General features: G+C 31.5%; 28 protein-coding genes. 16 read left to right on the forward strand and 12 right to left on the reverse strand.

What is annotated here, in order from left to right:
* Nucleotides 1-228: 228 nt before the first annotated feature.
* From LG649_RS07715 to LG649_RS07725, 3 genes are all read right to left on the reverse strand, one after another.
* Nucleotides 229-1,089 carry a fructosamine kinase family protein gene (locus LG649_RS07715; RefSeq protein ID WP_226542974.1) on the reverse strand — a complete coding sequence of 287 codons (861 nt, stop codon included), beginning with the start codon at nt 1,087-1,089 and terminating at the stop codon, nt 229-231.
* A gap of 69 nt (nt 1,090-1,158) precedes the next feature.
* Nucleotides 1,159-2,967, reverse strand: coding sequence for an endonuclease (locus LG649_RS07720; protein ID WP_226542976.1), 1,809 nt, complete (start codon nt 2,965-2,967; stop codon nt 1,159-1,161).
* A 20-nt stretch (nt 2,968-2,987) separates the two neighbouring features.
* Nucleotides 2,988-4,205: an RsmB/NOP family class I SAM-dependent RNA methyltransferase gene (locus LG649_RS07725; protein ID WP_226542978.1), complete on the reverse strand. Its 1,218-nt coding sequence runs from the start codon at nt 4,203-4,205 to the stop codon at nt 2,988-2,990.
* A gap of 76 nt (nt 4,206-4,281) precedes the next feature.
* Here LG649_RS07725 and LG649_RS07730 point away from each other — a divergent pair, with 76 nt between their 5' ends.
* The 8 genes from LG649_RS07730 (at nt 4,282) to LG649_RS07765 (ending at nt 9,991) form a co-directional block, all read left to right on the forward strand.
* On the forward strand, nt 4,282-4,857 hold the full coding sequence (locus tag LG649_RS07730; protein WP_226542980.1) for an RNA polymerase sigma factor: 576 nt from the start codon (nt 4,282-4,284) through the stop codon (nt 4,855-4,857).
* A 60-nt stretch (nt 4,858-4,917) separates the two neighbouring features.
* On the forward strand, nt 4,918-5,223 hold the full coding sequence (locus LG649_RS07735; RefSeq protein WP_226542982.1) for a hypothetical protein: 306 nt from the start codon (nt 4,918-4,920) through the stop codon (nt 5,221-5,223).
* 2 nt (nt 5,224-5,225) lie between these two features.
* Nucleotides 5,226-5,747: a hypothetical protein gene (locus tag LG649_RS07740; protein ID WP_226542983.1), complete on the forward strand. Its 522-nt coding sequence runs from the start codon at nt 5,226-5,228 to the stop codon at nt 5,745-5,747.
* Nucleotides 5,748-5,931: 184 nt separating this feature from the next.
* Entirely contained in the window at nt 5,932-6,684 is a 753-nt protein-coding gene (locus tag LG649_RS07745) for a YHYH protein (RefSeq protein WP_226542985.1), read from the forward strand.
* Between the two features lie 12 nt (nt 6,685-6,696).
* Nucleotides 6,697-7,545 carry a YHYH protein gene (locus tag LG649_RS07750; protein WP_226542987.1) on the forward strand — a complete coding sequence of 283 codons (849 nt, stop codon included), beginning with the start codon at nt 6,697-6,699 and terminating at the stop codon, nt 7,543-7,545.
* 2 nt (nt 7,546-7,547) lie between these two features.
* The gene (locus LG649_RS07755) at nt 7,548-8,153 is read left to right on the forward strand and encodes a toxin-antitoxin system YwqK family antitoxin (RefSeq protein WP_226542989.1); all 606 of its coding nucleotides are present in this window, start codon (nt 7,548-7,550) and stop codon (nt 8,151-8,153) included.
* The gene (locus LG649_RS07760) at nt 8,150-8,818 is read left to right on the forward strand and encodes an SCO family protein (protein WP_226542991.1); all 669 of its coding nucleotides are present in this window, start codon (nt 8,150-8,152) and stop codon (nt 8,816-8,818) included. The genes LG649_RS07755 and LG649_RS07760 overlap by 4 nt, the downstream gene beginning before the upstream one ends.
* Before the next feature lie 93 nt (nt 8,819-8,911).
* Entirely contained in the window at nt 8,912-9,991 is a 1,080-nt protein-coding gene (locus LG649_RS07765) for a beta propeller repeat protein (protein WP_226542993.1), read from the forward strand.
* 33 nt (nt 9,992-10,024) lie between these two features.
* Here the strand turns inward: LG649_RS07765 and LG649_RS07770 are convergent, their stop codons facing one another.
* From LG649_RS07770 to LG649_RS07800, 7 genes are all read right to left on the reverse strand, one after another.
* Nucleotides 10,025-10,474, reverse strand: coding sequence for a sensor of ECF-type sigma factor (locus LG649_RS07770; protein WP_226542995.1), 450 nt, complete (start codon nt 10,472-10,474; stop codon nt 10,025-10,027).
* Between the two features lie 13 nt (nt 10,475-10,487).
* Entirely contained in the window at nt 10,488-10,991 is a 504-nt protein-coding gene (locus tag LG649_RS07775) for a hypothetical protein (protein WP_226542997.1), read from the reverse strand.
* 32 nt (nt 10,992-11,023) lie between these two features.
* Nucleotides 11,024-11,566, reverse strand: coding sequence for an RNA polymerase sigma factor (locus LG649_RS07780; RefSeq protein WP_226542999.1), 543 nt, complete (start codon nt 11,564-11,566; stop codon nt 11,024-11,026).
* Nucleotides 11,567-11,860: 294 nt separating this feature from the next.
* Entirely contained in the window at nt 11,861-13,720 is a 1,860-nt protein-coding gene (locus LG649_RS07785; RefSeq protein WP_226543001.1) for an ABC transporter ATP-binding protein, read from the reverse strand.
* A gap of 4 nt (nt 13,721-13,724) precedes the next feature.
* Complete coding sequence (locus LG649_RS07790) at nt 13,725-15,455, reverse strand: phospho-sugar mutase (protein WP_226543003.1); 1,731 nt, start codon at nt 15,453-15,455, stop codon at nt 13,725-13,727.
* Nucleotides 15,456-15,545: 90 nt separating this feature from the next.
* Nucleotides 15,546-16,496: a glycosyltransferase family 2 protein gene (locus LG649_RS07795; protein WP_226543005.1), complete on the reverse strand. Its 951-nt coding sequence runs from the start codon at nt 16,494-16,496 to the stop codon at nt 15,546-15,548.
* A gap of 44 nt (nt 16,497-16,540) precedes the next feature.
* Nucleotides 16,541-17,071, reverse strand: coding sequence for a DUF4199 domain-containing protein (locus LG649_RS07800; protein WP_226543006.1), 531 nt, complete (start codon nt 17,069-17,071; stop codon nt 16,541-16,543).
* 155 nt (nt 17,072-17,226) lie between these two features.
* Between LG649_RS07800 and LG649_RS07805 the strand changes: the two genes are divergently transcribed.
* From LG649_RS07805 to LG649_RS07820, 4 genes are all read left to right on the forward strand, one after another.
* Complete coding sequence (locus LG649_RS07805; RefSeq protein WP_226543008.1) at nt 17,227-17,478, forward strand: type B 50S ribosomal protein L31; 252 nt, start codon at nt 17,227-17,229, stop codon at nt 17,476-17,478.
* 144 nt (nt 17,479-17,622) lie between these two features.
* Entirely contained in the window at nt 17,623-18,798 is a 1,176-nt protein-coding gene (locus LG649_RS07810) for a GlmU family protein (protein ID WP_226543011.1), read from the forward strand.
* A gap of 128 nt (nt 18,799-18,926) precedes the next feature.
* The gene (locus LG649_RS07815) at nt 18,927-19,646 is read left to right on the forward strand and encodes a lysoplasmalogenase family protein (protein ID WP_226543013.1); all 720 of its coding nucleotides are present in this window, start codon (nt 18,927-18,929) and stop codon (nt 19,644-19,646) included.
* A gap of 17 nt (nt 19,647-19,663) precedes the next feature.
* Nucleotides 19,664-20,368, forward strand: a complete 705-nt coding sequence (locus LG649_RS07820) for a lysoplasmalogenase family protein (protein ID WP_226543015.1) — start codon at nt 19,664-19,666, stop codon at nt 20,366-20,368.
* Here the strand turns inward: LG649_RS07820 and LG649_RS07825 are convergent.
* Nucleotides 20,365-21,990, reverse strand: coding sequence for an ABC transporter substrate-binding protein (locus tag LG649_RS07825; protein WP_226543017.1), 1,626 nt, complete (start codon nt 21,988-21,990; stop codon nt 20,365-20,367). The two genes, LG649_RS07820 and LG649_RS07825, sit on opposite strands and share 4 nt — an antisense overlap.
* A gap of 85 nt (nt 21,991-22,075) precedes the next feature.
* Here LG649_RS07825 and mtaB point away from each other — a divergent pair, with 85 nt between their 5' ends.
* Complete coding sequence (gene mtaB / locus LG649_RS07830; protein WP_226543019.1) at nt 22,076-23,398, forward strand: tRNA (N(6)-L-threonylcarbamoyladenosine(37)-C(2))-methylthiotransferase MtaB; 1,323 nt, start codon at nt 22,076-22,078, stop codon at nt 23,396-23,398.
* 87 nt (nt 23,399-23,485) lie between these two features.
* Nucleotides 23,486-23,875: a hypothetical protein gene (locus LG649_RS07835; protein WP_226543022.1), complete on the forward strand. Its 390-nt coding sequence runs from the start codon at nt 23,486-23,488 to the stop codon at nt 23,873-23,875.
* 59 nt (nt 23,876-23,934) lie between these two features.
* Here the strand turns inward: LG649_RS07835 and LG649_RS07840 are convergent, their stop codons facing one another.
* On the reverse strand, nt 23,935-24,231 hold the full coding sequence (locus LG649_RS07840; protein ID WP_226543024.1) for an N-acetyltransferase: 297 nt from the start codon (nt 24,229-24,231) through the stop codon (nt 23,935-23,937).
* A gap of 166 nt (nt 24,232-24,397) precedes the next feature.
* Between LG649_RS07840 and LG649_RS07845 the strand changes: the two genes are divergently transcribed.
* On the forward strand, nt 24,398-25,072 hold the full coding sequence (locus tag LG649_RS07845) for an alpha/beta hydrolase (RefSeq protein ID WP_226543026.1): 675 nt from the start codon (nt 24,398-24,400) through the stop codon (nt 25,070-25,072).
* 43 nt (nt 25,073-25,115) lie between these two features.
* The gene (locus LG649_RS07850) at nt 25,116-26,036 is read left to right on the forward strand and encodes a lytic transglycosylase domain-containing protein (protein ID WP_226543028.1); all 921 of its coding nucleotides are present in this window, start codon (nt 25,116-25,118) and stop codon (nt 26,034-26,036) included.
* Nucleotides 26,037-26,041 lie beyond the last annotated feature (5 nt).

Here is a 26,041-nt window from a genome sequence, read left to right on the forward strand (position 1 = left end):
CGTTATAGTTGTGTTATAAAAACGCAAAAATACATTTTTTTAAACGATAAAACGGCTGTTTTTTTACGAAACACAAGGTGTTTTCAACAAGTTTTTTAACAGAAATAAATTTTTGGGCGTTTCCCCGCCCCGAACAGTCGGGATCGGCGTCGGGCTTTACACTATATCTTTTTCTCATACCTCAAAAAAGGATGCCGTTACAATCCCTAACGCAGCTTGCCTCATAGTTTAAAAATATTTGTTAAGTAGGTGTTTAACCTGTGTGTAATAACTTCTTCCAAATAAATTTAAATGCACCAATAAATAATACAGTTGGTAAATTTCAATTCTGGTTTCGGTAAAAGCATCAAACGGAAAAATATTTTGGTAAGTTTTATAAAATGCATTGCTAAAACCACCAAATAATTTGCTCATGGCAATATCAACCTCGTTGTGCCCAAAATAAATAGCCGGATCAATTAAATAAGGCGTGTCGTTTTTTGCAATTACATAATTGCCGCCCCACAAATCGCCATGAATAAGCGATGGTTTTATGTTTTTAAAAAGTGGCGTTAAAACTTCTTTTAGTCTGGCTTCAGTAGGAATTTCGGAATCCTTAAGCAAATTATTTGTTTTTGCTAAGTTTAGTTGAGGTAATAAGCGTTGGTTAATGTAAAAACCTGTCCATTGCTTATAAAATTTATTTTGCTGCGGTAAACTGCCAATAAAGTTGTTAGTGGTTAAACCAAAATTATCTGCTGAGGTCTTATGCAGTTTAGCTAAATGTTCACCTAGCGTTTTAAAATTGGTTTCACTGGGTGTTTTGGCATCAATAAACTCCATTAATAAAAACGCAGTTTTACCTAGATTTCCGCAAGCAAATAGTTCTGGAACAGCAATAGTATTGGTGTTTTTGATAGTTTCGAGCCCTAGTTTTTCGGTTTGAAACATGTTTTGGGCGTGACTGGAAGTATTCGTTTTTAAAAAATACGATTTGGCAGCTGTATCAATTTTAAAAGTTTCAGAAATATCTCCACCAGAAACCGGAGCATAGTTAATTATTGGTTGGTTTAAAACCGAAGCGATATGATTTATAAAGGCTGTGTTCATCTCATTTTAAAAATAAAAAAAGCCATTAAAATAATTAATGGCCTTTTAAATTTTGTTTTTATGTTGGCTTTACTCTTTTATAAGTCGTTTAGTAATACTTTGCACGCCATTAGAAAGTTTTAAAATATAAATACCTGAATTAAGTGTTTGTATAGAAATAGTTTTATTTATTGTTTTACCTTCATTTAATAATTTACCTAGCATATTATAAATTTCGAAAGATAAATTTTCATTACTATTAATCGAAATGCTATCACCACTTACTGGGTTAGGGTAAATATTTATGTTACTTAAACCAATAGCGTCGCTAGTACTTAAGCTACCGTTATAACAGGTCCATGATAAATCGTCAATTCTTACACGGTTAGAAGTCGATTGATTATCTAAAACTAAGGAAATACTTCCTTCTATATTAATATCTGTAATGGTTGTGGTTGTTGCTGATGTGTTGTCGCCGCTGTAAGGAATGCTTCCAACAGAATTACCATTAACAAGCACGTCGAAAGTGCCATCAGAACCACTAAAAGTTAGTTGTGTTGTTACTGTTAGGCTTCCAATACCACCTGTAATTGTTGGAGCTGTTAAATTTCCGTTTCTAATACAAATGGTTCTAGAATTTAAAGTTTGATCGGTTCTTGCATCAGTAGATGTCCATGTTCCACCGTCGTCACCTGTCCAAGTTCTTTCTGCATAATTTGATGCGTTTGTTGGTATATTTTCGAACGTTTCACTTAAACAGTTGTCGCCAGAAGCCGGAGCTTCAAGTGTCGTTTCAGTTACCGAATTACTTAAAGTTGACGTGTTACTAGCCGCATCAACAGCTAAAACAGCAAATTGATAAGTCGTTTCTGCGGATAAACCTGTAACTGTAAATGTAGTTGCCGTTGAGTTTGTTGCAACGTAGTAATTACCATCAATATATATATTATAAGTTACAACAGCTTCGTTATCGGTTGAAGCGGTCCAAGCTAAATCAACTGTAGATGAAGTTGGGTTTGACGCTGTTAAATTAGTTGGTGTTGTTGGAGCTTCGGTGTCTGGATCTGCGGTATCTCCCCAACGGTTTTCTGCTGCAGTTCCACCCCAAATTACTGTTGCTAAATATGGGTTGTCTATAAACGGGTTTCTATTTCCTTGGGCGTAAGTGTTAGATGTGTTTCCGTGATATGTGTTTCGATTGTCTTCAATAGTTGAAACCGGATCTTCGGCATTCCAATCTAACAATAAATTTATCATATCGGCATCAATAGCATTTGCTGTGCCATTTGCAACATAACTTGGTTTACATTGGTCGCCATAACGTAAGTACATATACATTATAATTCTGGCAACATCGCCTTTCCATTCATCTCCAGGATACCAACTTCCCGAAATATCTTGAGCATTTCCAGAGCCTGTTATAAATTTTTTATTTCCTCTATTAGAGTTCATAGTAACATCAGATGGTCTCAGGTTGTGGGCATCTGCATATGGCGGATTATTGTCTCCATTGCTATCCAAACTAGGGCTACCTAAGGAGTTTGGAAAGGTGTGTTCTCTATTCCAATGTGAACCCGCTGTGCCACCAGTTTCATCTTTATCTCTGGTTCTATCTGTAACATAATTACCATCCGTATCGCTGTAACCGTAAATTAAAACTACGCTATTACTGTTTGTTGGATCTAAATCGGTTTCTTTACTCGCATTCCAAATACCAGGCGTATAACTTAAATAATTACTGTGTTTTGAAGCAGTCGGTATCGCCAAATCATCAAACAAATCTGTACCTGTTTTATTAAAATCTACACCAGAATAATAATCTTGTAATGCTGTAGGAGGTGTAAGTTGAGCAAAGCTTAAACCTGAAATTAAAAGAAAGAAAAAGTAAAAATGTTTCATTGATAGAGAGTTAATTTGATCTATTTGGTTGATTTTTCTAGCAGAGCCATGTAAAATCCGTCGAAACCAGACTCATGAGCTAAAACTTTTTTGTCTTTTACAAAAGTAAATTCTTTTCCAGATTCTGATGTTAAGAATTTGTGAACTTGATTCTGGTTTTCAGAAGGTAAAACCGAACATGTAGCATACACTAATTTTCCGCCAGGTTTCACCATTTTAGAATATTGTTGTAAAACTTCTTGTTGTGTTACTCTAATTTTATCTATAAACTCGGGTTGTAATTTCCATTTCGCATCTGGATTGCGTCGTAAAACGCCTAAGCCAGAACAAGGTGCATCAATTAGCACGCGGTCTGCTTTACCGTGTAGCTTTTTAATTGGTTTAGTAGAGTCAATAACTCTTAAGTCGAAATTATGAACCCCGTTTCGCTTAGCTCTAATTTTTAATTTTTTTAATTTACTTTCGTAAATATCCATGGCAATAACTTGCCCTTTGTTTTGCATTAAGGCAGCAATATGCAGCGTTTTACCACCAGCTCCAGCACAGGTGTCGACTACCTTCATGCCTGGTTTTACATCTAGAAAATCGGCAACCAATTGCGAAGATGCATCTTGAACTTCGAAAAAACCTTGTTTAAAAGCATCTGTAACAAAAACGTTAGCACGTTCTGTTAGTTTTAAGGCCGAAGGGTAACCTTTAATAAATTCGGTTTCAATATTTAAATCAAAAAGTATGTTTTGAAGTTTTTCTTTGGTAGTTTTTAATGTGTTTACACGTAGAATAACATCGGCTTGCTCATTTTGCATGGCAATTTCTTTTGTCCAAGTGGCTTCGCCTAATTCTTCTAAACCTATAATATCTATCCAATCTGGAATAGATTCTCTAAATTTTCTGGTTTTAGATAATTCATCAAAACGTCCTTTAATTTTACGGGTTGGCGTGCCTTCAAAGTATTTCCAATCTGGTAATTTAATGCCTTTTAAGGTTGCCCAAACTGCAAACATGCGCCACAAGTTGTCGCGATCGAAAGGTTCTTTAACTTCAGCTATTTCGGCATAAAGTCGTTTCCAACGAACAATATCATAGGTGGTTTCAGCAACAAAAGCTCGGTCTCGGCTTCCCCAGCGTTTATCACGTTTTAAAAGTTGTTGTATAACTTTATCGGCATAGTTACCTTCATTAAAAATTAGGGTTAAACCATCAATAACCGCAAAGCATAAATTTCTGTGTAATCGCATTGTAAATAAAATAAGTATGCAAAGGTAATGTTATTTAAATAATAAAATTATCTATTTTGCAGCAATAAACTAGCTTTTGGAAGAAGACAAATTTATACAAGATCTTAAAGATGGCAAGCCATTTGCTTATGAGGAGTTATTAGACTCGTATCAGCAAAAGGTATTTGCTACTTGTATTTCGTTTGTTCCAAATAGGGAAGATGCCGAAGATATAGCACAGGAAGTTTTTATTGAGGTTTATAATTCTATTAGTAAATTTAAGGGGAATTCTAAATTATCTACCTGGATATATAGAATAGCAACTAATAAATGCTTAGAGTTTATTAGAAAACGAAATGCAAAAAAACGATTCGCCTTTTTACAAACTATTATGGGGAATGATATTCCTGTTGATAAAACAAATTATTTTACCGAAATGAATCATCCTGGTGTTTTATTAGAGAACAAAGAAGAGAGCGAAACTTTGTTTAAAGCCATTAATCAACTGCCTGAATCGCAAAAAGTTGTGTTTACGCTTTGTAAAGTAGATGATAAAAGTTACCAGGAAGTAGCCGAAATTACAGGGAAAAGTTTGTCGTCGGTAGAGTCGTTAATGTTTAGAGCAAAGAAGAATTTACAAAAAATATTAGAAAATTTTTACAAAAAAGAATAAGTAACGCAAGTTTTTAAAAAATATTGCATCAAAAAATATAGAAATTAAAAAGCGTAAATTATGGAAGATAAAATAACCAAAACGCTAAATGCTGTAGATAAGATAAAGCCCGTTAATGTATCGCCCTTTTTTAAAGACAAAACGATGCAAAAACTATTTGCTGAAAAAGAAATAGTGAAAGAAAATACAATTTGGTCGTGGTTTACGCCAAAGTTGCAATTAGCGACCTTGGTTTTAGTAATTACGGTAAATGTATGGGCGTTTTCTAAAATAACATCAGATTCATTATATCAAAATAATGTAAATCAGTTAGCCGAAACGTTTGGTTTGAATTCAAATACACAAAACTCATTTTTAAATCAATAGATATGAAAAACAACTCTATTTTATATGTATTGCTTTTCTTTTTAATAATTGTAAATGGGTTTTTTATATTCAATTATTTGTCGGGAGATAAATTACCAGAGTTTATCGAGCCTAAAAGTCCGCAACAATTTATAGGTGAAAGGCTAGGGTTTAATGATGCGCAAAAAGCAAAATTAGCTAAACTTGAAGAAAGCCATCATAAAGAGCTTAGAAAGATTGGCGACGATACAAAGTTTTTAAAAGATAAATTATTTAATAAACTTTCAGATAAAACAATATCTCAGACAGAGATAGATTCAATCACCAAGATAATTGGTGAAAATGAAGCTATTTCAAGCAAAAAAATATTTTATTACTTTAAAGAAATTGAAGCCATTTGTAATTCTGAAGAACAGCGAAAAGTATTTAGAAACATAATTCAAGATGCTATTGGTAAGCCAAAGTTAAGAGGAATGCCACCAAACGCACATAGGCCACCACCAAACGGAAGAGAAGGGCGAATGCCACCTCCAGAACACCAGTAGTTTGTAAAGACTGTAAATTGTAGGTGTAAACCGAAATAAACACTCATTATTTTAAACTGTATTTTGAAAATATATGTTTAAAATAATGAGTGTTTTTATTTAAAAAATTTTTTTTAATAAAAAACGCAAGTTTTTTACACTTCGTACATCTAAATATTTATAAAACAAAAAAAGTACAATTAGAATGAAGCATTTTTTTTTAATGAGTTTAGCTTTATTAGGGCTTTGCTCGTGTTCGTCATCAGATAGTAGTGATGATGTTTTAGATGAAGAAAACCAAGATGATGAAACGATTGCAGAACTACATGCCGCTTTTGCAGAATTTAATACAGATGCTACAGATATTTATTTGTCTGATAATGGTACTACTGTAACCATAGAAACTACAGGTTTGCCAAACCATGAAACTGTGTATTGGGGAGAAGGGCATGAATTGTATAAAGATGAACCAGATGTAGAGTTAACCCCATCGATAATGGCGAGTAATAATAATGCAGTTACAATAGTGGTTGATGCAACACCAGATTTAGATGGTTCAAGTATAGCCACAAATTTCGATACTATTGGAATTGCAGTAAGTGGCGCTTCAATTTTTAACGATCAAGAAGGTGGTGGCGCTTTAAATGAAGCCGCAGCAAGCTTAGATTGGACAGGAGCACATATAGGTCCTGGAGTGTATCATTACCATTTAGAGCCAGTTGCATTTTCGTATGATGATGAAAACTTAGTAGGTATATTGTTAGACGGTGTTTTTATATATGGGAGAAAATGCTACGAAACAGGAGATTACCCTACAGACTTAGATGCTTCAGGAGGACATACAGGAATTACACAGTATAGCGATGGCGAAGAAGAATATCATTATCACATAATTAATGAGTTGTATTCTACAACAGGGTCTTACATTGTTTTTGCAGGACCATATCAAGGGTATTAAATATTTTTTTAAATGAAAACTGTTAAAATAATTAGTTTGTTATTTATCTGTTTTTTAGTTTTTTCTTGTAAAAGCAGAAAAGAAGATCAGGTAGCCAATAATGAGAGTTTTAAAAATAATAGACCACCAAGGCATGAAAATGGTAGACGACCAGGACCTCCTCCAGGTGGAGGTGGTAGAGTAAGAAATTATGTGGCTACAGATAGTGATGAAGCGGTAGAAAAACTTCATCCTGCTTTTGAGGCTTTTAATAAAGAAGCTACAGATATATTTCTATCAAATAACGGGAGAACTGTAACTATTGAAACCACCGGATTACCAGATCATGAGACTATATATTGGGGCAAAAATCATGAATTATATCGTGATGAGCCTAGTGTGGAACGAACCCCATCAATAATGTCTAGTAACAATAATGCTATTACTTTGGTGGTAGATGCTGTTCCTAATTTAACTGGTAAAACAATTAATACTAACATGGGAACAATTGGTATTGCAGTAAGTGGTGCTTCAATATTTAACGACCAAGAAGGAGGTGGTGCACTTGATAGAGCAGCAGCAAGTTTAGATTGGACAGGTGGCCACATTGGTCCGGGTGTATATCATTATCATCTAGAGCCTAAAGCTTTTAGTTATAACGACGATAAGTTAGTAGGTATACTTCGTGACGGTGTGTTTATTTATGGTAGAAAATGTTTTGAAACAGGAGATTATCCTACCAATCTAGATGCTTCAGGAGGGCATACGGGAATAACGCAACATTCTAATGGAAAGGCAGAATATCATTATCATATAATAAACGAATTGTATTCAACTACAGGATCTTACATTGTTTTTGCGGGTCCTTATCAAGGGTATTAAAAATGCGATTAAATAATAAAATAGTTGTTTTGTTTCTTTTAGTGGTTCTAGTTGCTTGTAACAAAAGTCGTGTAGTTACAAGCACAACCACTAATGTTGAAATTAAAGATCGTTTGGTGTTAAAAAATCAACTAGTTTTAAATGGGAATGAAGGTAAATGGTATTACCAAGATTCTTTATTTAATGGCTATGCCGTGCGTTATTATAAAAACAATAATTTAATGGAAAAAGTTGGTTTTTATAATGGGAAAAAGCATGGTTTAGCTAAAGTTTGGCACAATAGCGGTGCATTAAAAACCGAATATTATTACAGTCAAAATACAATAGTAGGTACATATAAATCATGGTGGCCAAACGGTGTTTTGGCATTATCAACTACTTATTTAGATGGACAAGTACATGGGGAGGAAAAGCGTTGGTATAACACTGGGCAGATTGCAAAATTACGTCAATTAAAACACGGCAAAGAAGAAGGAATGCAAAAAGCATGGTTACAAAACGGAAAGTTATATGTGAATTATGAAGCCAAAAATGGAAGAATTTTTGGAATGTTAAGAGCTAATTCTTGTTATAGATTGGAAGACGAAAAAGTAATAATGAATAAATGAAAAAGATAATTGTTTTAATATTAGTTTTTCTAAGTTTTGCGTGTAAACAAAAAGCAAAAAAAGAAATTTCCCAAGCTGAAGAAACGAGTAGAGTAGACTATTTACCGTATTACGAAGACGAGTCTTTTACGCCAAAATGGATTACACCAAATACTGAAGCAGAGCAAAAGTTTCATAAAATACCAGATTTTAAGTTAACAAATCAATTGGGTGAAACAGTTAGCCAAAAAACCTTTGAGAATAAAATTTATATTGCCGATTTTTTCTTTACTACATGTCCTGGTATTTGCCCAAAAATGACGGGTAATATGTTTAAAATACAAGAAGCCTTTCAAGATGACCCAGAAGTGCTATTACTCTCTCACTCTGTTATGCCAAGCGTGGACTCTGTATCTGTTTTAAACGATTATGCAAAAGAGTATGGCGTTATTAGCGGAAAATGGCATTTAGTAACAGGCGATAAATTTCAAATTTATAGCCTGGGTCGGGAGGCTTATTTTGTAGAAAACGATTTAGGTGAACAAAAAAGTATAGACGATTTTTTACACACCGAAAATTTTTTACTTATTGATAAGAATAAACATATTCGAGGTATTTATAATGGTTTAAATAGAGCATCAATCGCTCAATTAATTACAGATGTAAAGGCATTAAAAAAAGAATAAGGATAAAAATATTGTTGATTAGTAGCTTTAAAAGGGCTGTGGAGTAAAATCTATAGCTCTTTTTTTATTACTTTTAAATTTTAACCTTTATTCATGAAAAATCGTATTTTAATTACTCTATTAGTTGTTGTTAGTTTTGCTTTTATCCCGGTTAGTAAACGTAGTTTAGGCTTTACATCAGTGGAAATAGATATAATACATCAAGATTCATTGTTAAACGTTCGTGCTATTGAAATTATAGACAACATAGGTTTGGCATATTTAAGCTCTAATGGCGATTTAGGTATTCTTTTTAATAATAAAAATACTTCAGAAAATGTAACAGACATAAACATTCCGCAGAAAATCCAAACAACAATTAAGTACGATACGTTGCCTATAAATTTTAGGTCTTTTGCTATTACAAAAGATAAAGCTTTCGGGCTAACCATTGGATCGCCTGCATTAATGTTTGATTTAGATGTTGATGATAACAAAAGTGAATTAATTTACCGTGAAGATCATCCAGACGTGTTTTATGATGCAATGGATTTTTGGAACGATTTAGAAGGTATAGCTATTGGAGATTCTACAGATGGATGTTTAAGCATAATTATTACAAGAGATGGTGGTGAAACTTGGAACAAAATAAATTGCAATAAACTGCCAGAAGCTTTGCCAAAGGAAGGTGCCTTTGCTGCCAGCGATACTAACATAGCAATTATTGGAAACAAAACTTGGGTAGCAACAACTGCAGGGCGAATTTACTTTTCGCCAGATAAAGGAAAATCTTGGGAAATTTATAATACGCCAATTATAAAAGACAAAGAAACCGAAGGTATTTACTCAATTGATTTTTATGATGAATTAAACGGTTTTGGTATTGGAGGCGATTATACAAAACCTGATGCAAATATTGCTAACAAAATAAAAACTATTGATGGTGGTAATACCTGGGAGCTTGTTTCTAACAATGAAGGTCCAGGGTACAGAAGTTGTGTGCAATATGTGCCAAATTCTAATGCTAAAAAATTAGTAGCAATTGGTTTTAAAGGAATTGATGTAAGTAACGATGCAGGTAAAACATGGAAACACTTAAGCGATGAGGGATTTTATACCTTACGTTTTGTAAATAGTAACACGGCTTACGCTGCTGGTAATGGAAGGATAGCTAAACTAACATTTATAGAATAAAAAAAAGGAGCTTTTTAGCTCCTTTAAGTTTTATTATTTATCGCGTTTTTGACGCATCTTTTTCCATTGGTCAAACATTTTTTTCTTAAACTCTTCTTCAGCTACCTGTAGTAAAAGTACTTTTTTTGCAGGAATAATAGCTTTTAATTCTTTATTTAAATTGTATTCTTCTTGATGTAATTTGCGTTCAGCATTAGTGAATTTTTCTAGAAGTTCGCTAGCTCTTTTTTCAGAAAGTGTATTAATGTTTTCTTTTATTTCCTTGCGAATACTTCTTAATTCGTTATGCTTTATCTTTCTGGTAGTTTCGTCGTAAGCGTTGTATATGGGCCAAAATTTTTGAGCTTCAGTTTGAGTTAGCTCCAAAAGTTCTGTTATAAAAGATACTTTAAGTACTTTTATTTTGTCTCGTTTGTTTTCTTGCGAAATCGCTTGAAAAGACAAAAGATATAATAAAAATAAGGGGAGCATTATTTTTTTCATAATTCTTAGGGTTTTAATCTTCAATAAAATCATCTAAATCTATATGATCTATTAAGTAAGATTCTATGTTTTCTTCTTCAAAATCGTGATTTACAAAATTTTCGATATTAAAATCTTCATCAGCAAATAAGTTTACCATGTCATAAGATGTTAAGTCTTCGTTTAAAATGTAATTTTCAACAGTATCTACATCTAGAGTATTCCAATTTGTATTCTGGTTATTAAAAAGCGTTAAGCTAAATAGTAAAATTACGGCAGCTGCAATACTTGAAACGTATACTAAATTCTTTTTACTAAAAATAGAAATGATTTTAGAGGGCTGTTGTGTTTTTGAAATTTTATTAAAAATAGAGGCTTCTAAAGTGTTAAAGTAATTGTTCGGAGCGCTAAATCCTGTTTTGTTTACCTCGTTTTTTAGTTTAGCAATGGTAAACAAGTCATCGTCAAGATTATTTAAATAATCTTGAGGCGCTTTAAAGCCTGTTTTTTTAATATTATGTAAACTATTATTGCTCATCTTTAAATAAGACTATAAATTTTAATAAAGGTTTAATTGTTAGTTAAATATGCTTCAATTTTTTTTGCAGCTAGGTGGTATGATGCTTTTAAAGCTCCTTCGCTAGTCTTTAAAATTTCAGACATATCGCTGTATTTTATATCTTGAAAATACTTCATGTTAAAAACCAACTGTTGCTTTTCTGGTAATGTAGCAATGGCTTTTTGTAATTTTAATTGAATGGCATCACCTTCAAAATAAACATCGGAGGCCAGATTATTTATTGCTAAGTTTTGAACTTCTTCGTTGCTAACCTGTAATCTTTTTGCTTTTTTGTTTAAAAAGGTAATAGATTCGTTGGTGGCAATTCTGTACATCCATGAGTAAAGCTTGCTATCTCCTTTAAAATTATCTATGTTTTTATAAATTTTAATAAAGGTATTTTGTAAAACATCATCAGCATCAGCATGTAATTTTACAATATTTCTAATATGCCAATATAAACGTTCTTTGTAAAGACTTAAAAGTTCTTTAAAAGCTTTATCTCTTTGGGTTTTAGATTTTAATTGCTGAAGTAAATCTGCTTCTTCTATCAAAATTATGTGTTTACTTTTTAGACTTTTAAATATAGGAATAGTTTAAAAGCTGTATTTTAAAGTTTTCTTAAAAAATGTCAATTGATTGATTTTTAGCGATTTTAAGTTATTTTTATCGATGAAATGCATTTAAAAACGATAAAAAACAAAAAATACTTGGAAACTATATATGTATATTATAAATTTGGATCAGAAACCTACATTATGTGTTAGCTGTCCCCAAGTCTAACAAAAACAGAAAGGATAGATGCCCAAATCTCTATCCTTTTTTTTATGTTTAATTTTTTATAAATTTTATTCGAAGCTTTGCATATCTACAAGTTTTTTGTAGGTGCCATTTTTTGAAATAAGCTCGTCATGTTTGCCTTGTTCTACAATTTCTCCTTTGTTTAAAACTACAATATTGTCGGCATTTTGTATAGTAGAAAGTCTGTGTGCAATAACTATAGACGTTCTGTTTTTCATCATGTTTTCTAGAGCAACTTGTAATAAACGCTCACTTTCGGTATCTAAAGCAGATGTTGCTTCATCTAGAACCATAATAGGTGGGCTTTTTAACACAGCTCTAGCAATGCTTAAGCGTTGTTTTTGGCCGCCAGATAGTTTGTTTCCAGAATCTCCAATATTGGTTTCAATGCCTTCAGGTAATTCTTTAACAAATTCCCAAGCATTGGCTACTTTTAGGGCATCAATAACCTCTTCGTCGGTAGCATCTTCTTTTCCTAATTGTAAATTGCTTTTAATACTATCGTTAAACAAAATAGCGTCTTGAGTAACAATGCCTAACTGTTTTCTTAATGATGAAATAGTAAGCGTTTTTATGTCTTGCCCATCAATTAAAATATTCCCTTTGTTTACATCGTAAAAGCGTGTAATTAAGTTTGCTAAAGTAGATTTTCCACTACCAGATTGCCCAACAAGAGCTACAGTTTTTCCTTTTGGTATAGTTAAAGAAAAATCTTTTAAAACATACTCTTTATCATATTTAAATGATATGTTTTTAAATTCAATTTTGGAATTGAACCCAGATTTTTCAATAGCATTTGGTACATCTTGAAGCGGATTTTTAGCTGTTAAAATTTCTTGAATACGTTCTGCTGCAGAACCTCCTTTTTTTACATTTACTAAACCTCTAGAAAAGGCTTTTGCAGGAGTTAAAATGTTGTAGGCTAACCCTATATAAACTAGAAATTTACTTCCTGTTAAAAATGATTCGGAAGCGTCGTTTAAAATTAAATTACCTCCAAACCATAAAATAACGGCAATCATGCAAATGCCTAAAAATTCACTTGAAGGTGAAGCTAAGCTTTGCCTGATTAATAATTTGTTAGAAAAATTATAAAATCGTTGGGTTGAAGCTTTAAATTTTTCATTAAATAATTTTTCAACATTAAAACCTTTTATAATGCGTAAGCCACCTAAAGTTTCTTCTAAAGTTGATAAAAATAAACCTTGTTCGCGTTGCACGCGGTCTGATTTTCGTTTTAAACTTTTACCAATTTTAGAAATAACAAAGCCAACTATGGGTATAAAAATAAATACAAATACTGTAAGTTTTGTACTTATAATTATCATGGCTATTAATGAGAATAGTATAGTTAGTGGCTCTCTAACTATAAGCTCTAGAACTGGCAGCATTGAGTATTGTAAGTCGTTTACATCGCCCGTTACGCGAGACATTATATCACCTTTTCTTTTCTCTGAAAAATAGGATAATGGTAATTCTAATATTTTATTATAAACCGTGTTTCGAATATCGCGAATAACACCGTTACGTAAAAATACCATAAAGTAGTTGGCTAAATATCCAGAGATGTTTTTTAATAAAAAAGCAAGAACTAGTAGCATGATTACAAAAATTAGAGCTTTAGATTTGTCTCCGCCAGTAAATACATGCATTCTGTAAGCTAAAAGAGCTTCAAAATAGTCGCCAATTTCCCAAATACCTTTGTAAATAGGTGCTGTTGGGTTGGTAATGATAGCTTTACCTGTACAAGGATCGATGTTTTTTTCGAAAATTACATCGAGCATGGGTTTTAATGCTACAAAAGATAGGGTGCCAAATAAAGCAAAAAACACATTAGAAATAATGTGTCCTATTGCATATTTTTTATAAGGTTTTGCGTACCTTAATATTTTAAAAAATTCGTTCATTAAATTATATTAGCTTCATATCTTTTAAGATATCTTCAGCTTTTTTATCAAGTTCTTTTTCAGTGTTTTTAAAATCATCTACGTTGTTTAAGTTTGTATTAACGCTTACGTAGAATTTTATTTTAGGTTCTGTTCCGCTTGGTCTTAAAGCGATTTGGCTTCCATCTTCTGTGTAATAAATTAGCACGTTAGATTTTGGTACATCAATATCGGTTTCTTCGCCAGTAAGTAAGTGTTTTGCTTTTGATGTTTGATAGTCTTCAAACTTTACAACTTTTGATCCATTTATGGTTTCAAAAGGTGTTTCGCGAGCGTCAATCATCATTTGTTTTATTTCTTCGGCACCTTCTATACCTTTTTTGGTTATAGATACAAGTTTTTCTTTAAAGCAACCGTGTTCAACATAAAGTTTTAGTAATTCTTCGTAGAAAGAACTTCCCTGATATTTTGCAATTGCAGCAATTTCGCAAGCTAAAAGGGTAGAGGTTACAGCATCTTTGTCGCGAACAAAATCGCCCACCATAAAACCAAAACTTTCTTCGCCACCACCAATAAAATCTAAATCTTTATAATCGTGAATAAGTTTAGCAATCCATTTAAATCCTGTTAAAACAATTTTAATATCTACACCATAAGCTTTTGCTAAATGTTTAAGCATTGGCGTAGATACTATTGTTGTGGCAATAAATTCTTTACCTTTTATTTTATCTTCAGCTTTCCATTGTTTTAAAAGGAAATCGGTCATCATAACCATAGTTTGGTTTCCATTTAAAAGCTGTAATTCGCCTTCGGTATTTCTTACGGCTACACCTAAACGATCGCAATCTGGGTCGGTGCCAATAACAATATCTGCATCAACCTCGTTAGCCAGCTCTAATGCCATTTTTAAGGCCGCAGGTTCTTCTGGATTTGGCGATTTTACAGTTGGAAAATTTCCGTTGGGTACTTCTTGTTCTTTAACTATGTGTACATTTTTAAATCCGGCACGTTTTAAAGTTTCTGGAACTGCGGTAATTGATGTTCCGTGAAGCGATGTAAAAACAATTTTTAAATTGTCTTTAGCATCTTGAGTAGCGCCAACGCATCCATTTTTTACAGAGGCATTAACAAAAATATCGTCTACTTCTTTTCCTATGTAATTAATTAAACTATTGTTAGCTTCAAATTTAATATCTGAATATTCTAGATCGTTTATTGTTTTTATTACAGCAGCATCGTGTGGAGGAACTAATTGCCCTCCGTCTTGCCAATATACTTTGTAACCATTGTATTCTGGTGGGTTATGAGAGGCTGTTAAAACTATACCACAATGGCAATTTAAATGTTTTACTGCAAAAGATAATTCTGGTGTTGGGCGTAAATCTTCAAATAAAAACACTTTAATACCATTTGCAGAAAATACATCGGCAACTACTTTGGCTAGTGTTTTACTATTGTTTCTGCAATCGTAAGCAATTACAGTTTTTATTTTTTCGCCTGGAAACGATGTTTTTAGGTAATTACTTAAGCCTTGTGTGCTTTTTCCTAATGTATATTTATTAATTCGGTTTGTACCAATACCCATAACACCTCGCATGCCACCAGTACCAAATTCTAAGTCTTTGTAAAAACTTTCTTGAATATCTTTTGGGTTGTTGGCAATACTGTCTTTTATTTCTGCCTGCGTGTTGGCATCAAAAGTTGGAGTTAACCACGAATTAATTCGTTCTAAAATTTTTGGTTCTATGTGTATCATGATCAATTAATAAATTTGTATTCAAAAATAAACAATTTGAAAAGGAATACCTTTTAAAATGTTATCGTTTTAACGATTAAAGCTGTTGATTTAACTTAAATTTAATTCGTCTTTAATTAAATAACGTTTTTTGTCTTGTTTGTTTCGTAAAATAAGTTCGCCTAAAAAGCCTGCAATAAAAAACTGTGAGCCAATTACCATTGTAGATAGCGAAAGGTAAAATTGTGGGCGTTGGGTTATTAAACGTCCGGTTGGATTTAAAAATAATTTATCTACGCCTAAATAAAAAGCGAAACCAAAACCAATTATAAACATTATAACACCCAAGGCGCCAAATAAATGCATGGGACGTTTGCCAAAACGGGACAAAAACCAAATGGTTATTAAATCTAGAAAGCCATGTATAAAACGGTCCATGCCAAACTTGGTTTCGCCATATTTTCTAGCTTGATGTTGTACTATTTTTTCGCCAATTTTAGTAAAACCAGCGTTTTTTGATAGTACAGGAATATAGCGATGCATTTCACCATTAACATCAATATTTTTTACAACATTAATATGGTAAGCTTTAAGGCCACAGTTAAAATCATTTAGTTTAACCCCCGAAGTTTTTCTTGCAGCCCAATTAAATAGTTTAGATGGTAAGTTTTTTGAAATTACAGAATCGTAACGTTTCTTTTTCCAGCCCGAAACCAAATCGAAACCATCTTTTACAATCATGTTGTAAAGTTCTGGTATTTCGTTTGGGTTGTCTTGCAAGTCAGCATCCATAGTAATAACAACATTACCCTTGGCTTTTTCAAAACCGGCGTGAAGTGCTTGAGATTTTCCAAAGTTTTTTAAAAACCTGATGCCTTTTACGTTGCTATCTTTTTCGGCAAGTTTTGTAATAGTTTTCCAAGAATGGTCTGTACTACCATCATCAATAAAAATTATTTCGTACGAAAAACGATTGGATTGCATAACGTTTGCAATCCAATCGTGTAATTCTATTAAAGATTCTTGTTCGTTAAGTAGTGGTATGACTACTGATATATTCATTTAAATATTTTCTGAAAATAAATTAGTTTTCAAAAATACAGATTTTATGCTTCTTCAGGGTTATTTTTTTTAATTACTAAAGCAGCAATTAAACCAACAATAATGTAACCAATAAGCTGGAAAATAAAGTTTTGAACAACATTAGTTATAGAAAACATGTTTTCTTCTGCTTCAAGCTTTTCAACAGCTTGCTCTATAGCTTCTTGTGGTGCTCCAAAATTACGCATCATTTCTACTTGAGAATTCATCATTTTTTCTTTTAAAACAATAGCAGCTTCAGGATCAATAAAATTAAATATAATGATGCTTACAATTGTACTGATTGCCAAACCTACTGATACGGTTATAAAAAAAGAAGTGAAAGCATCTTTAAAACTAATATAGCCACCCAATAATTTTTTTGATTTTACTGCAGAAATAACACCAAACACTATTACGGCAATAAGTAAAATAATACCGTACCACATTTTTGTAAACAAATCTAGGTTTATATACCCCAAAATAGTAGATAGTGTAAGTAATACACCTAGATAAAGACCCCAATTTAATGCTAACGACTTTGTCGATTTTTCCATAATATTTTTGATTTTATAATTAGTTACTAAGTTTGTAGTCAAATATAGAAAAACGTTACACATAAAAATTAAATATTTTTTAAATAAATTGTTGTACGTTAGATAAAAAAGTGTAAATTTGCACTCCAAAATTGATTAGATAAAAGTATTTAGCGATGAGAAAAGGTATACACCCAGAAAATTATAGAATAGTAGCATTTAAAGATATGTCTAACGACGATGTTTTCTTAACTAAGTCTACAGCCAATACTAATGAAACGATTGAGGTTGATGGTGTTGAGTATCCATTAGTGAAAATGGAAATTTCTAGAACGTCTCATCCTTACTACACTGGTAAATCTAAATTAGTAGATACAGCTGGACGTATTGATAAGTTCAAAAACAAATACGCGAAGTTTAAAAAATAATTTTCGAGTTTTTAAAACTTTTATGAAGCCTTTCAGAAATGAAAGGCTTTTTTATTTTCTGTAATTCGCATACATTTGTTTAAAACAAATTGTAAGAATTAGAAGCGAATTTTTAATTCTTCTATTTTAACTTCAAATTTAGTTATGAACTATATTCTTTTTGATGGGCCATCACGAAATAACTTGTTGCCATTTACGTTTACACGACCTGTTGCCGATATTCGAGTAGGTATTTTAACTATTCGTGAAAAATGGGAAGCTTATTTGGGTACTACTACAACCACCATAACGGAAGATTATTTATCTGATAAATTTCCAATGGTTGAAATGGACGAGAATGTAATGATTAATGCATCGTTTTTGCCAAATTTAGAGTTAGTTGAAATGATTCGTGATTTAAGAGAAAATCAAGCTATTTTTAAAGGGGAAGAGGTTATTGCGTTTTTTACTAAAGAAGCTCAAGAAGATATAAATTTTAATGATTATGAAGCTTTTGAGTATAATGATGAGCTTTTAAAAATTGAAAATACTTGGGATATCTTCTCAAAAAACGAAGACGCAATTCAAGATGATTTTAATTTTTTAACAAAAAACAGAAAATCGCAGCCTATACCTTCTAGCAATAATGTTATTGATGCTCAAAATATTTTTATTGAAGAAGGTGCGAGTTTAGAATTTACCACATTAAACGCTTCTACAGGACCAATTTATATTGGTAAAAATGCTGAAATTATGGAGGGGGCTGTAATTCGTGGTCCGTTAGCGTTATGCGACGAGGCAGTAATTAAATTAGGGGCAAAAATATATGGAGCCACAACTATTGGCCCAGGAAGTAAAGTAGGAGGAGAAGTTAAAAATGCTGTGCTTTTTGCAAATTCAAATAAAGGTCACGAAGGTTACCTAGGTAATTCGGTTTTAGGAGAGTGGTGTAATTTAGGAGCAGATACCAATAATTCTAATTTAAAAAATAACTATGCAGAAGTAAGGTTGTGGAATTACGAAACTGAAGGTTTTGCTAAAACAGGACTACAGTTTTGTGGTTTAATGATGGGAGATCATAGTAAATGTGGCATAAATACTATGTTTAATACAGGAACAGTTGTAGGTGTGAGTGTAAATATTTTTGGTTCAGGTTTTCCAAGAAATTTCGTACCAAGTTTTTCATGGGGTGGTAATAGTGGTTTTACTAGTTATTTAACCAAAAAAGCTATAGACGTTGCTAAACGTGTTATGGTGCGAAAAAATGTAGAGTTTACAAAGGACGATGAAAGCATTTTTGAGCATATATTTGAAGTAACTAAGAAGTATCGAAGAAATTAATAAATCTATTCGTCTACAGAAAATGACCTTTAAAAGCCTCTTTTAAATTGGTTTAACGAAAATACTTCCCTCATTTTTAATTCATTGTGTAATTTTGGTTTGTAACTATAGTATTAAGTTATTAATCCATGTATAAAATTGTTAAAAGTAGGCTTCACTTTAGTGTTGTTTTTTTTACAATACTCTTAATTGATGTAATTGTAAAAAACATAAGCGAAGTTTCTTTGTTTAGAATAGTAACAAAAACCTCATTGTTGCTTTCATTGCTCTTATTGGCGCTCTATCATAAATCAGAGCAGAAAAAGCGTAATATGTTTTTTTTAGTATCTGCTTTAATATGTTTTTGGGTTGGAGATATATTAATGTTGTTTTACGAAAATGTGTCTTTATATTTCCTAGCTATTTTCTTTTTTATATTAGGTAAATTATTTTATGTTTTTAGGTTAAGTACAAAAAAGGATTTTAGTATGAATAGGTTGGTGCCATATGTTTTTTTTGGTGTCTCGCTTATGTTTATCGTGTACTATTTAATATACAACGGACTTTGTGAAACTAGTTTTTTTCTGGTTTTTCTTTATTTTTTTGCAGCATTAAAAGTTTTTTTGTTTGCTATATTGCGCAAATACGCTGTTGTTGCTTCAAGCTATAACTTGGTGTTGTTAGGAGTATTTTTTTCTTTTTTTTCAGATACTATAACAGCACTGTCTTCATTTTCAGAAATTAATATTCCTTTTTCAGAATCTGCAATTATGATATTTTATGGTTTATCTCAATTTTTTATTGTAATTGGTGTTCTGGAAGATAAAAACATATGTGTATTTAAGAAAAATTGTAAAAGTTGGTCGTGAATTTAAGTCGCTTAGTTATGAGTTTATTTAAAAATAAGTTCCTTTTTTCTGTTTTATATTTCATCATATTAGTGGTGTATCTTTATGTAAAATTTAATGCAGATGAAAATTACTTAAGGGTATTTGTAAAACCTTTTCTAATGGTTTCTTTATTAATATTTACTTGGGTAAATACTGCAAATAAAAAAACTAGAAAATTTATATATTTAAATTTAGCAATAATAACCTTCTTGTTAGGAGATATAATTATTGTATTTAAAGGTAAACCTGTACTTTTTTTAAGTGCAATGTTATTTTTTATGATGGGTAAAATCTTTTATATATTTCGTTTTTCTGGTGATAGGGATTTTAAAGTTTCCGATTTGTTTCCCATTTTAGCTTTTTGTTTTTTTTACATTTTATTGGTTTTTAATGTTGTTATTAAAAACCTAAACGAGTATGTAGTACCTGTTTTAATTTATTTGCTATTTAGTTCCATTCAATTTTTATTTTCTTTTTTAAGAAAGGTAGAAGTAAATTTTAAAAGCTTTTTAATAGTAGTTATTGGGGTGTTTTTTTCTGTAACATACGATACAATAGCTCTTCTTACTAAATTTTATGAAGATTACTTCCTGTATAATAAAATAACCGTAGTTACATTTTATGCTATTTCACAATACTTGATAGTTTATGGCTTAGTAACAGAAAAAATTAAACCTATTGAAAATATAGAGTACCATTAAAGCTTGGTTTTTTTAACATATTTTAAGTTAAGCATATCTACAGGATTTATGCCTAAACCTTTTATGTTTTTTCTTGTAAACCGAATTACTTCATCATAATACAATGGTACCATAATGGCATTATCCATAGCTATAGAATCCATTTTTGTGTATAAATGTTTGCGCTTATCTATGTCGGTTATGGTAAAAGCTTTATTGTATAAGCTGTCTAATGTTTTGTTTTTAAAATGAAAGTAATTTGAGCTTCCCGGAGCAAAATTTTTACTATAAAAAATAGATAGGTAGTTTTCAGCATCCAAATAATCTGCAATCCAAGAGCTTCTAAACATATCTACTTTACCATTAGATCTTGCGCTTCTTAAAGTAGATTCAGGCATAACATCTACATTTATTTTTAAACCAGCTTTTTCTAGTTCCCGTTGTATAAATTCACAAAAACTTAAATAATTGCTAGTTGTGTTTAGGGTAATTTCTGGATTTAAAATGCCGCTTTCTTCTTTAAATTGATCGATTAAAGCTTTAGCTTTTTTAGGTTGGTAAGTAAAACCTATTTCTTTACTATGACCTGGTAAACCCAACGGAATAAAACCGCCATTAGCAGGATTACCAATGCCGTTGCGCAAATGTAATATCATTTTTTTTCTGTCAAAGCCATAATTTATAGCTTTTCTAATAAGTTTAGACTGTATTTCTGGAGTTTTAGAGTCTAAATAAAAACCAAGGTATTCACTGTTTAAATAAGGACCACGAATCATATTTACAGTGCTTTTATATGCTTCTTTTAGTTTTCCGTTGGAGGTTAAAAGTTCATCTTTATATGATATATCTAAGCTGTTTAAAAAATCAATATTTCCTTGTACAAACTGTAAAAATTCACTTTGCTTATCAGGTAAAAAGGTAATGGAAATCGACTCTAAGTAAGGCAGTTTATAGCCATCTTTGTCAGTTTCAAAATAGTTGTTGTTTCTTCTAAATACAAGCTTAATGTTTTCTTCCCATCTTTTAAATTTAAATGGTCCAGTGCCTATTGGGTGCGACCTAAATTCACTGCCATAAAATTCAACAACTTCTTTGGGTACAACCGAGCAATATTTCATACTAAGCAAGCCTATAAAAGCCGGGAAAGATTGTTTTAGTTTAATTTGAAATATAGTGTCGTTGATGGCTTTAAAGTCTTCTACCTTATTTAAAACCCAACTACCAGGAGCCGCTAATTTGTCATCTCTTAATCGGTTAAAGCTATATTCAAAATCTTTGGCGGTTACCGTTCGCGTTAAATTTTCTCCGAAACGTTCATGTTCATGAAAAAATACATCATCTCTAAGAGTAAAAGTATATGTTAGGGCATCGTTACTTATTTTCCAAGCTTTAGCAATACAGGGTTTTATATTAAGTTGATCGTCGGTTTGTACTAAGCCATTAAAAAGCTGATTTGCAACTCGAATATCTTGTAAAGTACGTGCAAATGCAGGATCTAACGTATTTATATTAGCGTATTCATTGTATCGAAAAACTAAATGATCTTTTGAATTGTTGGTTTTATGCTTACAAGAAAAAATAAGGAGTGTTATACAACTAATTGATAAATAAAATGTTACTTGTTTTAAAATTGGTTTTATCATGTAATTTAATAGTTGTAAATTTGCCGTCTTTTAAAAGAATAAGGTAAATATAATGAGATTTATGTCTTTGCCGAAATGAAAGCTAATGAAAAAGAACGTTGCATTTTATACTTTAGGTTGTAAATTAAATTTTTCTGAAACCTCTACTATAGCTAGAACCTTTAAAGATGAAGGTTTTAATCGTGTAGATTTTTCTGAAAAAGCAGATATTTATGTTATAAACACATGTTCTGTAACAGAAAATGCAGATAAACGTTTTAAAACAATTGTAAAGCAAGCGCAAAAAATAAATCCAGATGCATTTGTAGCAGCTGTTGGTTGTTATGCGCAATTAAAACCTCAAGAATTAGCCGATGTAAATGGTGTAGATTTAGTGCTTGGTGCCACAGAAAAATTTAAAATTACCGATTACATAAACGACCTTTCTAAAAACGATTACGGCGAAGTACATTCTTGCGAAATTGAAGATGCTGATTTTTATGTGGGAAGCTATTCTATAGGAGATAGAACTCGTGCTTTTTTAAAGGTGCAAGATGGTTGCGATTACAAATGTACCTACTGTACCATTCCTTTGGCTAGAGGTATTTCGCGTAGTGATACCATGGATAATGTGTTAAAGAATGCCAGAGAAATTTCAGAAAAAAATATAAAAGAAATTGTATTAACAGGAGTTAATATTGGTGATTACGGTAAAGGTGAGTTTGGTAATAAAAAACACGAGCATACTTTTTTAGATTTAGTTACAGAATTAGATAAGGTAGAAGGTATAGAGCGCTTACGAATTTCTTCAATAGAGCCAAATTTATTGAAAAATGAAACTATAGATTTGGTTTCAAAATCTCGAGCATTTGTACCACACTTTCACGTGCCTTTACAATCAGGTAGTAATACAATTTTAAAAAAAATGAAGCGTCGTTACATGCGAGAATTATATGTAGATAGGGTTAATAAAATAAAAGAAGTTATGCCGCATGCCTGCATAGGTGTTGATGTTATTGTTGGTTTTCCAGGGGAGACCGATGAGTGTTTTTTAGAAACATATAATTTTTTGGCAGATTTAGATATTTCATACCTTCATGTATTTACATATTCAGAGCGCGATAATACTGAAGCGGCAAACATGGAAGGTGTTGTGCCCAAAAATGTAAGAAGCAAACGTAGTAAAATGTTAAGAGGACTTTCAGTAAAAAAGCGAAGAGCTTTTTACGAAAATCAATTAGGTAGCTACAGAACGGTGCTTTTTGAGAGTGAAAATAAAGAAGGGTACATTCATGGTTTTACAGAAAACTATGTAAAAGTAAAAACACCATGGAACCCAGAACTTGTTAATACATTGCACAAAGTAGAATTAACTAAAATTGATGAGGATGGTTTAGTTCGATTTAATTTTGAAGAAGCACCACTTTAAGCTGGTTTTATAACATTTTATCGATATTATTACTTTAGCAAAACGCATAACTTTAGATTTAAAGTTAATTTAAACAACTCTTAGTTAATGAAGCATTTTAAAAAATTAACAATTTTACTATTAATTTTTAGTTTGCACGTATCTTGTTCTGATGATTTAGATGATAATATTAATGAAATGTTGGGGGTTTGGGAGTATACTACAGAAGTTGATGATGTAATTTATACAAGCCAACTTGTGTTAGGAACAAATAATGAAGCAGCTAAAATTCAGCTGATAGAAAATTCTGAAGGAGAGGTAACTTCTAGCTTCGTTGGCAGAACTTGGAGAAAAGAAAATAATTCTGTGGTTTTAGTAGAAACAAACTCCGAGGAAATTTTTAATTTAATAAATTCACAAGAGTTAGTGTCTGCAGAAAACGCTGATATTGTTTATGTTAAAGTGTCAAGCAACTATACAGATTATCTAACAGAATAAAAAAACTGAAAGTGTTATTTACTTTCAGCTTTATAAAAAATTTAATTCCTTTTAAAAACTTAAATTCTAACACCAACAGGAAGCATACGTTTATATTTACGATTACTTCTTACAAATTTAGCTATCTCAGGGCTAGTTGGTACTAAACTTAAGTTGCGTTCTTTAATATTTTCAAAAACAATTTCTAAAAAATCCTTTTTAAAATTTGTGTTTTCAACACTACTAGGAATAACCAATTTAGTTAAAAATATTTTTCTTTCCTGTAATGAATACTCAATCGTAGCTAATTGATTATCAACTTTTAACTCAAATTGGCGTAAAAAGTCATTATCAATTAGTTCAGCAGCCTCAACCATGTTATAAAATTTTAAATTAAGCGGAAAAGTAAAAATAGTGAAGACTATTTTATAAGTTTACAATGCAAATATACGAAATTTTTCGGGCTTTACTGTTAAAATTGGGCTTAATGTATTAGTATATAAAGTATTAACAGTGTCCTTTTAAAATAGCTAGAATTTTAATATGAAAAAAAATGATATTATACATGTGTATTTCATGCCAGGAATGGCTGCGAGTCCCAATATTTTTGAACGCATAAAGTTGCCCGAAAATCAATTTAAAGTTCATTTTTTGGAATGGATTATACCTACTAAAAATGAACCAATGATAAGTTATGTTTCCCGTCTGGCAAAACAGCAAATAAGCCATCAAAACATTGTGCTAATTGGGGTTTCATTTGGTGGTGTTATTGTACAAGAACTTAGTAAAATTATAAACACAAGGAAGTTAATTATTGTGTCTAGTGTTAAATCTAATAAAGAGTTGCCAAAACGCATGAAATTTGCGAAAATTACTAAGTTTTATAAACTAGCTCCAACCAAATTAGCTAGTAATATAGATTTGCTTTCAAAATATGCATTAGGTAAACAGGTTTCAAAACGAATAGAGCTTTACAAAACATATCTATCGGTTAATAACGAACAATATTTAAAATGGGCCATAAAAAATATGGTATGTTGGAAACAAACAGAATATAGTCCAGATATAACTCATATACATGGAGATGCAGATACCGTTTTTCCAATAAAAAATATTTCAAATTGTAAAACAATAAAAGGCGGAACCCACGTTATGATTTTAAACAAATACAAGTGGTTTAACGAAAATCTACCAACTATAATTTTAAATAGCTACTAATGTTATCGAATATTTTTGCTAATTTTACCGAAACTTATTAAACATGAAGATAGTACAGAAAGCCTTGGCGTTTGTGGGATTATTAAGTTTATGTGGCTTATTTATATACGCTTTACAAGACGCTCCAACCGACGAAAATTTTGAAACAAAATTAATAAACGATTATAATGTTTACGCATTACAAATTCCTGATAATTTAGAATTTGCAGGAGAACCATTACCGCTTAGTAACCCAGATATTTACGAACGTATGGATAGGGAATTGCTTGTAAATACCTATTGGCAATCAAATGGCTTACTTATGTTTAAGCGTGCTGAAAAATATTTCCCTATAATAGAACCTATTCTTGCTAAATATGGCGTTCCAGACGATTTTAAATATTTAGCAGTTATAGAAAGCGGTTTAACCAACGCAGTATCTCCAGCAGGAGCACGAGGTGTTTGGCAAATAATGAAAACTACTGGTCGTGAAAATGGACTAGAAATTAACGAGAATGTAGATGAACGCTATCACTTAGAAAAAGCAACAGAAGTGGCTTGTAAATATTTACTTCGTTCTAAAGCTAAACTTGGTTCTTGGACACTTGCTGCTGCTGCATATAACGCAGGTACCTCAGGAATTTCAAGACGTTTAAAAGAGCAACAGGTTACTAATTATTACGATTTGTTGCTTGGTGAAGAAACCGGAAGATATATGTTTAGAATTGTGGCTTTAAAAGAAATTTTATCTCATCCTGCTAAATACGGTTTTAATTTTAGAAGCAAAGATTTATATAAAAACGTGCCAACTTATAAAGTAGAAGTTGACACAGCTGTAACAGATTTTTCAAAGTTTGCTCAGAATTTTAAAATTAACTACAAGATTTTAAAATTACACAACCCATGGCTTAGAGAACCACATTTAAATAATAAATCCAGAAAAGTATATCATATAGAAATTCCTGAAGAAGGCTACTATCAATAAATATT

The organism is Neotamlana laminarinivorans, from assembly GCF_020523925.1.
GTDB lineage: Bacteria > Bacteroidota > Bacteroidia > Flavobacteriales > Flavobacteriaceae > Neotamlana > Neotamlana laminarinivorans.

What these genes read in the sequence shown, in the direction of transcription:
- LG649_RS07815 (WP_226543013.1), top strand. Translation starts at nt 18,927, where the DNA reads ATGTATAAAATTGTTAAAAGTAGGCTTCACTTTAGTGTTGTTTTTTTT.
- LG649_RS07820 (WP_226543015.1), top strand. Translation starts at nt 19,664, where the DNA reads ATGAGTTTATTTAAAAATAAGTTCCTTTTTTCTGTTTTATATTTCATC.
- LG649_RS07835 (WP_226543022.1), top strand. Translation starts at nt 23,486, where the DNA reads ATGAAGCATTTTAAAAAATTAACAATTTTACTATTAATTTTTAGTTTG.
- LG649_RS07805 (WP_226543008.1), top strand. Translation starts at nt 17,227, where the DNA reads ATGAGAAAAGGTATACACCCAGAAAATTATAGAATAGTAGCATTTAAA.
- LG649_RS07720 (WP_226542976.1), bottom strand. Translation starts at nt 2,967, where the DNA reads ATGAAACATTTTTACTTTTTCTTTCTTTTAATTTCAGGTTTAAGCTTT.
- LG649_RS07770 (WP_226542995.1), bottom strand. Translation starts at nt 10,474, where the DNA reads ATGAAAAAAATAATGCTCCCCTTATTTTTATTATATCTTTTGTCTTTT.
- LG649_RS07840 (WP_226543024.1), bottom strand. Translation starts at nt 24,231, where the DNA reads ATGGTTGAGGCTGCTGAACTAATTGATAATGACTTTTTACGCCAATTT.
- mtaB (WP_226543019.1), top strand. Translation starts at nt 22,076, where the DNA reads ATGAAAAAGAACGTTGCATTTTATACTTTAGGTTGTAAATTAAATTTT.
- LG649_RS07755 (WP_226542989.1), top strand. Translation starts at nt 7,548, where the DNA reads ATGCGATTAAATAATAAAATAGTTGTTTTGTTTCTTTTAGTGGTTCTA.
- LG649_RS07850 (WP_226543028.1), top strand. Translation starts at nt 25,116, where the DNA reads ATGAAGATAGTACAGAAAGCCTTGGCGTTTGTGGGATTATTAAGTTTA.
- LG649_RS07740 (WP_226542983.1), top strand. Translation starts at nt 5,226, where the DNA reads ATGAAAAACAACTCTATTTTATATGTATTGCTTTTCTTTTTAATAATT.
- LG649_RS07845 (WP_226543026.1), top strand. Translation starts at nt 24,398, where the DNA reads ATGAAAAAAAATGATATTATACATGTGTATTTCATGCCAGGAATGGCT.
- LG649_RS07735 (WP_226542982.1), top strand. Translation starts at nt 4,918, where the DNA reads ATGGAAGATAAAATAACCAAAACGCTAAATGCTGTAGATAAGATAAAG.
- LG649_RS07765 (WP_226542993.1), top strand. Translation starts at nt 8,912, where the DNA reads ATGAAAAATCGTATTTTAATTACTCTATTAGTTGTTGTTAGTTTTGCT.
- LG649_RS07785 (WP_226543001.1), bottom strand. Translation starts at nt 13,720, where the DNA reads ATGAACGAATTTTTTAAAATATTAAGGTACGCAAAACCTTATAAAAAA.
- LG649_RS07725 (WP_226542978.1), bottom strand. Translation starts at nt 4,205, where the DNA reads ATGCGATTACACAGAAATTTATGCTTTGCGGTTATTGATGGTTTAACC.
- LG649_RS07715 (WP_226542974.1), bottom strand. Translation starts at nt 1,089, where the DNA reads ATGAACACAGCCTTTATAAATCATATCGCTTCGGTTTTAAACCAACCA.
- LG649_RS07745 (WP_226542985.1), top strand. Translation starts at nt 5,932, where the DNA reads ATGAAGCATTTTTTTTTAATGAGTTTAGCTTTATTAGGGCTTTGCTCG.
- LG649_RS07810 (WP_226543011.1), top strand. Translation starts at nt 17,623, where the DNA reads ATGAACTATATTCTTTTTGATGGGCCATCACGAAATAACTTGTTGCCA.
- LG649_RS07825 (WP_226543017.1), bottom strand. Translation starts at nt 21,990, where the DNA reads ATGATAAAACCAATTTTAAAACAAGTAACATTTTATTTATCAATTAGT.
- LG649_RS07775 (WP_226542997.1), bottom strand. Translation starts at nt 10,991, where the DNA reads ATGAGCAATAATAGTTTACATAATATTAAAAAAACAGGCTTTAAAGCG.
- LG649_RS07790 (WP_226543003.1), bottom strand. Translation starts at nt 15,455, where the DNA reads ATGATACACATAGAACCAAAAATTTTAGAACGAATTAATTCGTGGTTA.
- LG649_RS07760 (WP_226542991.1), top strand. Translation starts at nt 8,150, where the DNA reads ATGAAAAAGATAATTGTTTTAATATTAGTTTTTCTAAGTTTTGCGTGT.
- LG649_RS07750 (WP_226542987.1), top strand. Translation starts at nt 6,697, where the DNA reads ATGAAAACTGTTAAAATAATTAGTTTGTTATTTATCTGTTTTTTAGTT.
- LG649_RS07795 (WP_226543005.1), bottom strand. Translation starts at nt 16,496, where the DNA reads ATGAATATATCAGTAGTCATACCACTACTTAACGAACAAGAATCTTTA.
- LG649_RS07800 (WP_226543006.1), bottom strand. Translation starts at nt 17,071, where the DNA reads ATGGAAAAATCGACAAAGTCGTTAGCATTAAATTGGGGTCTTTATCTA.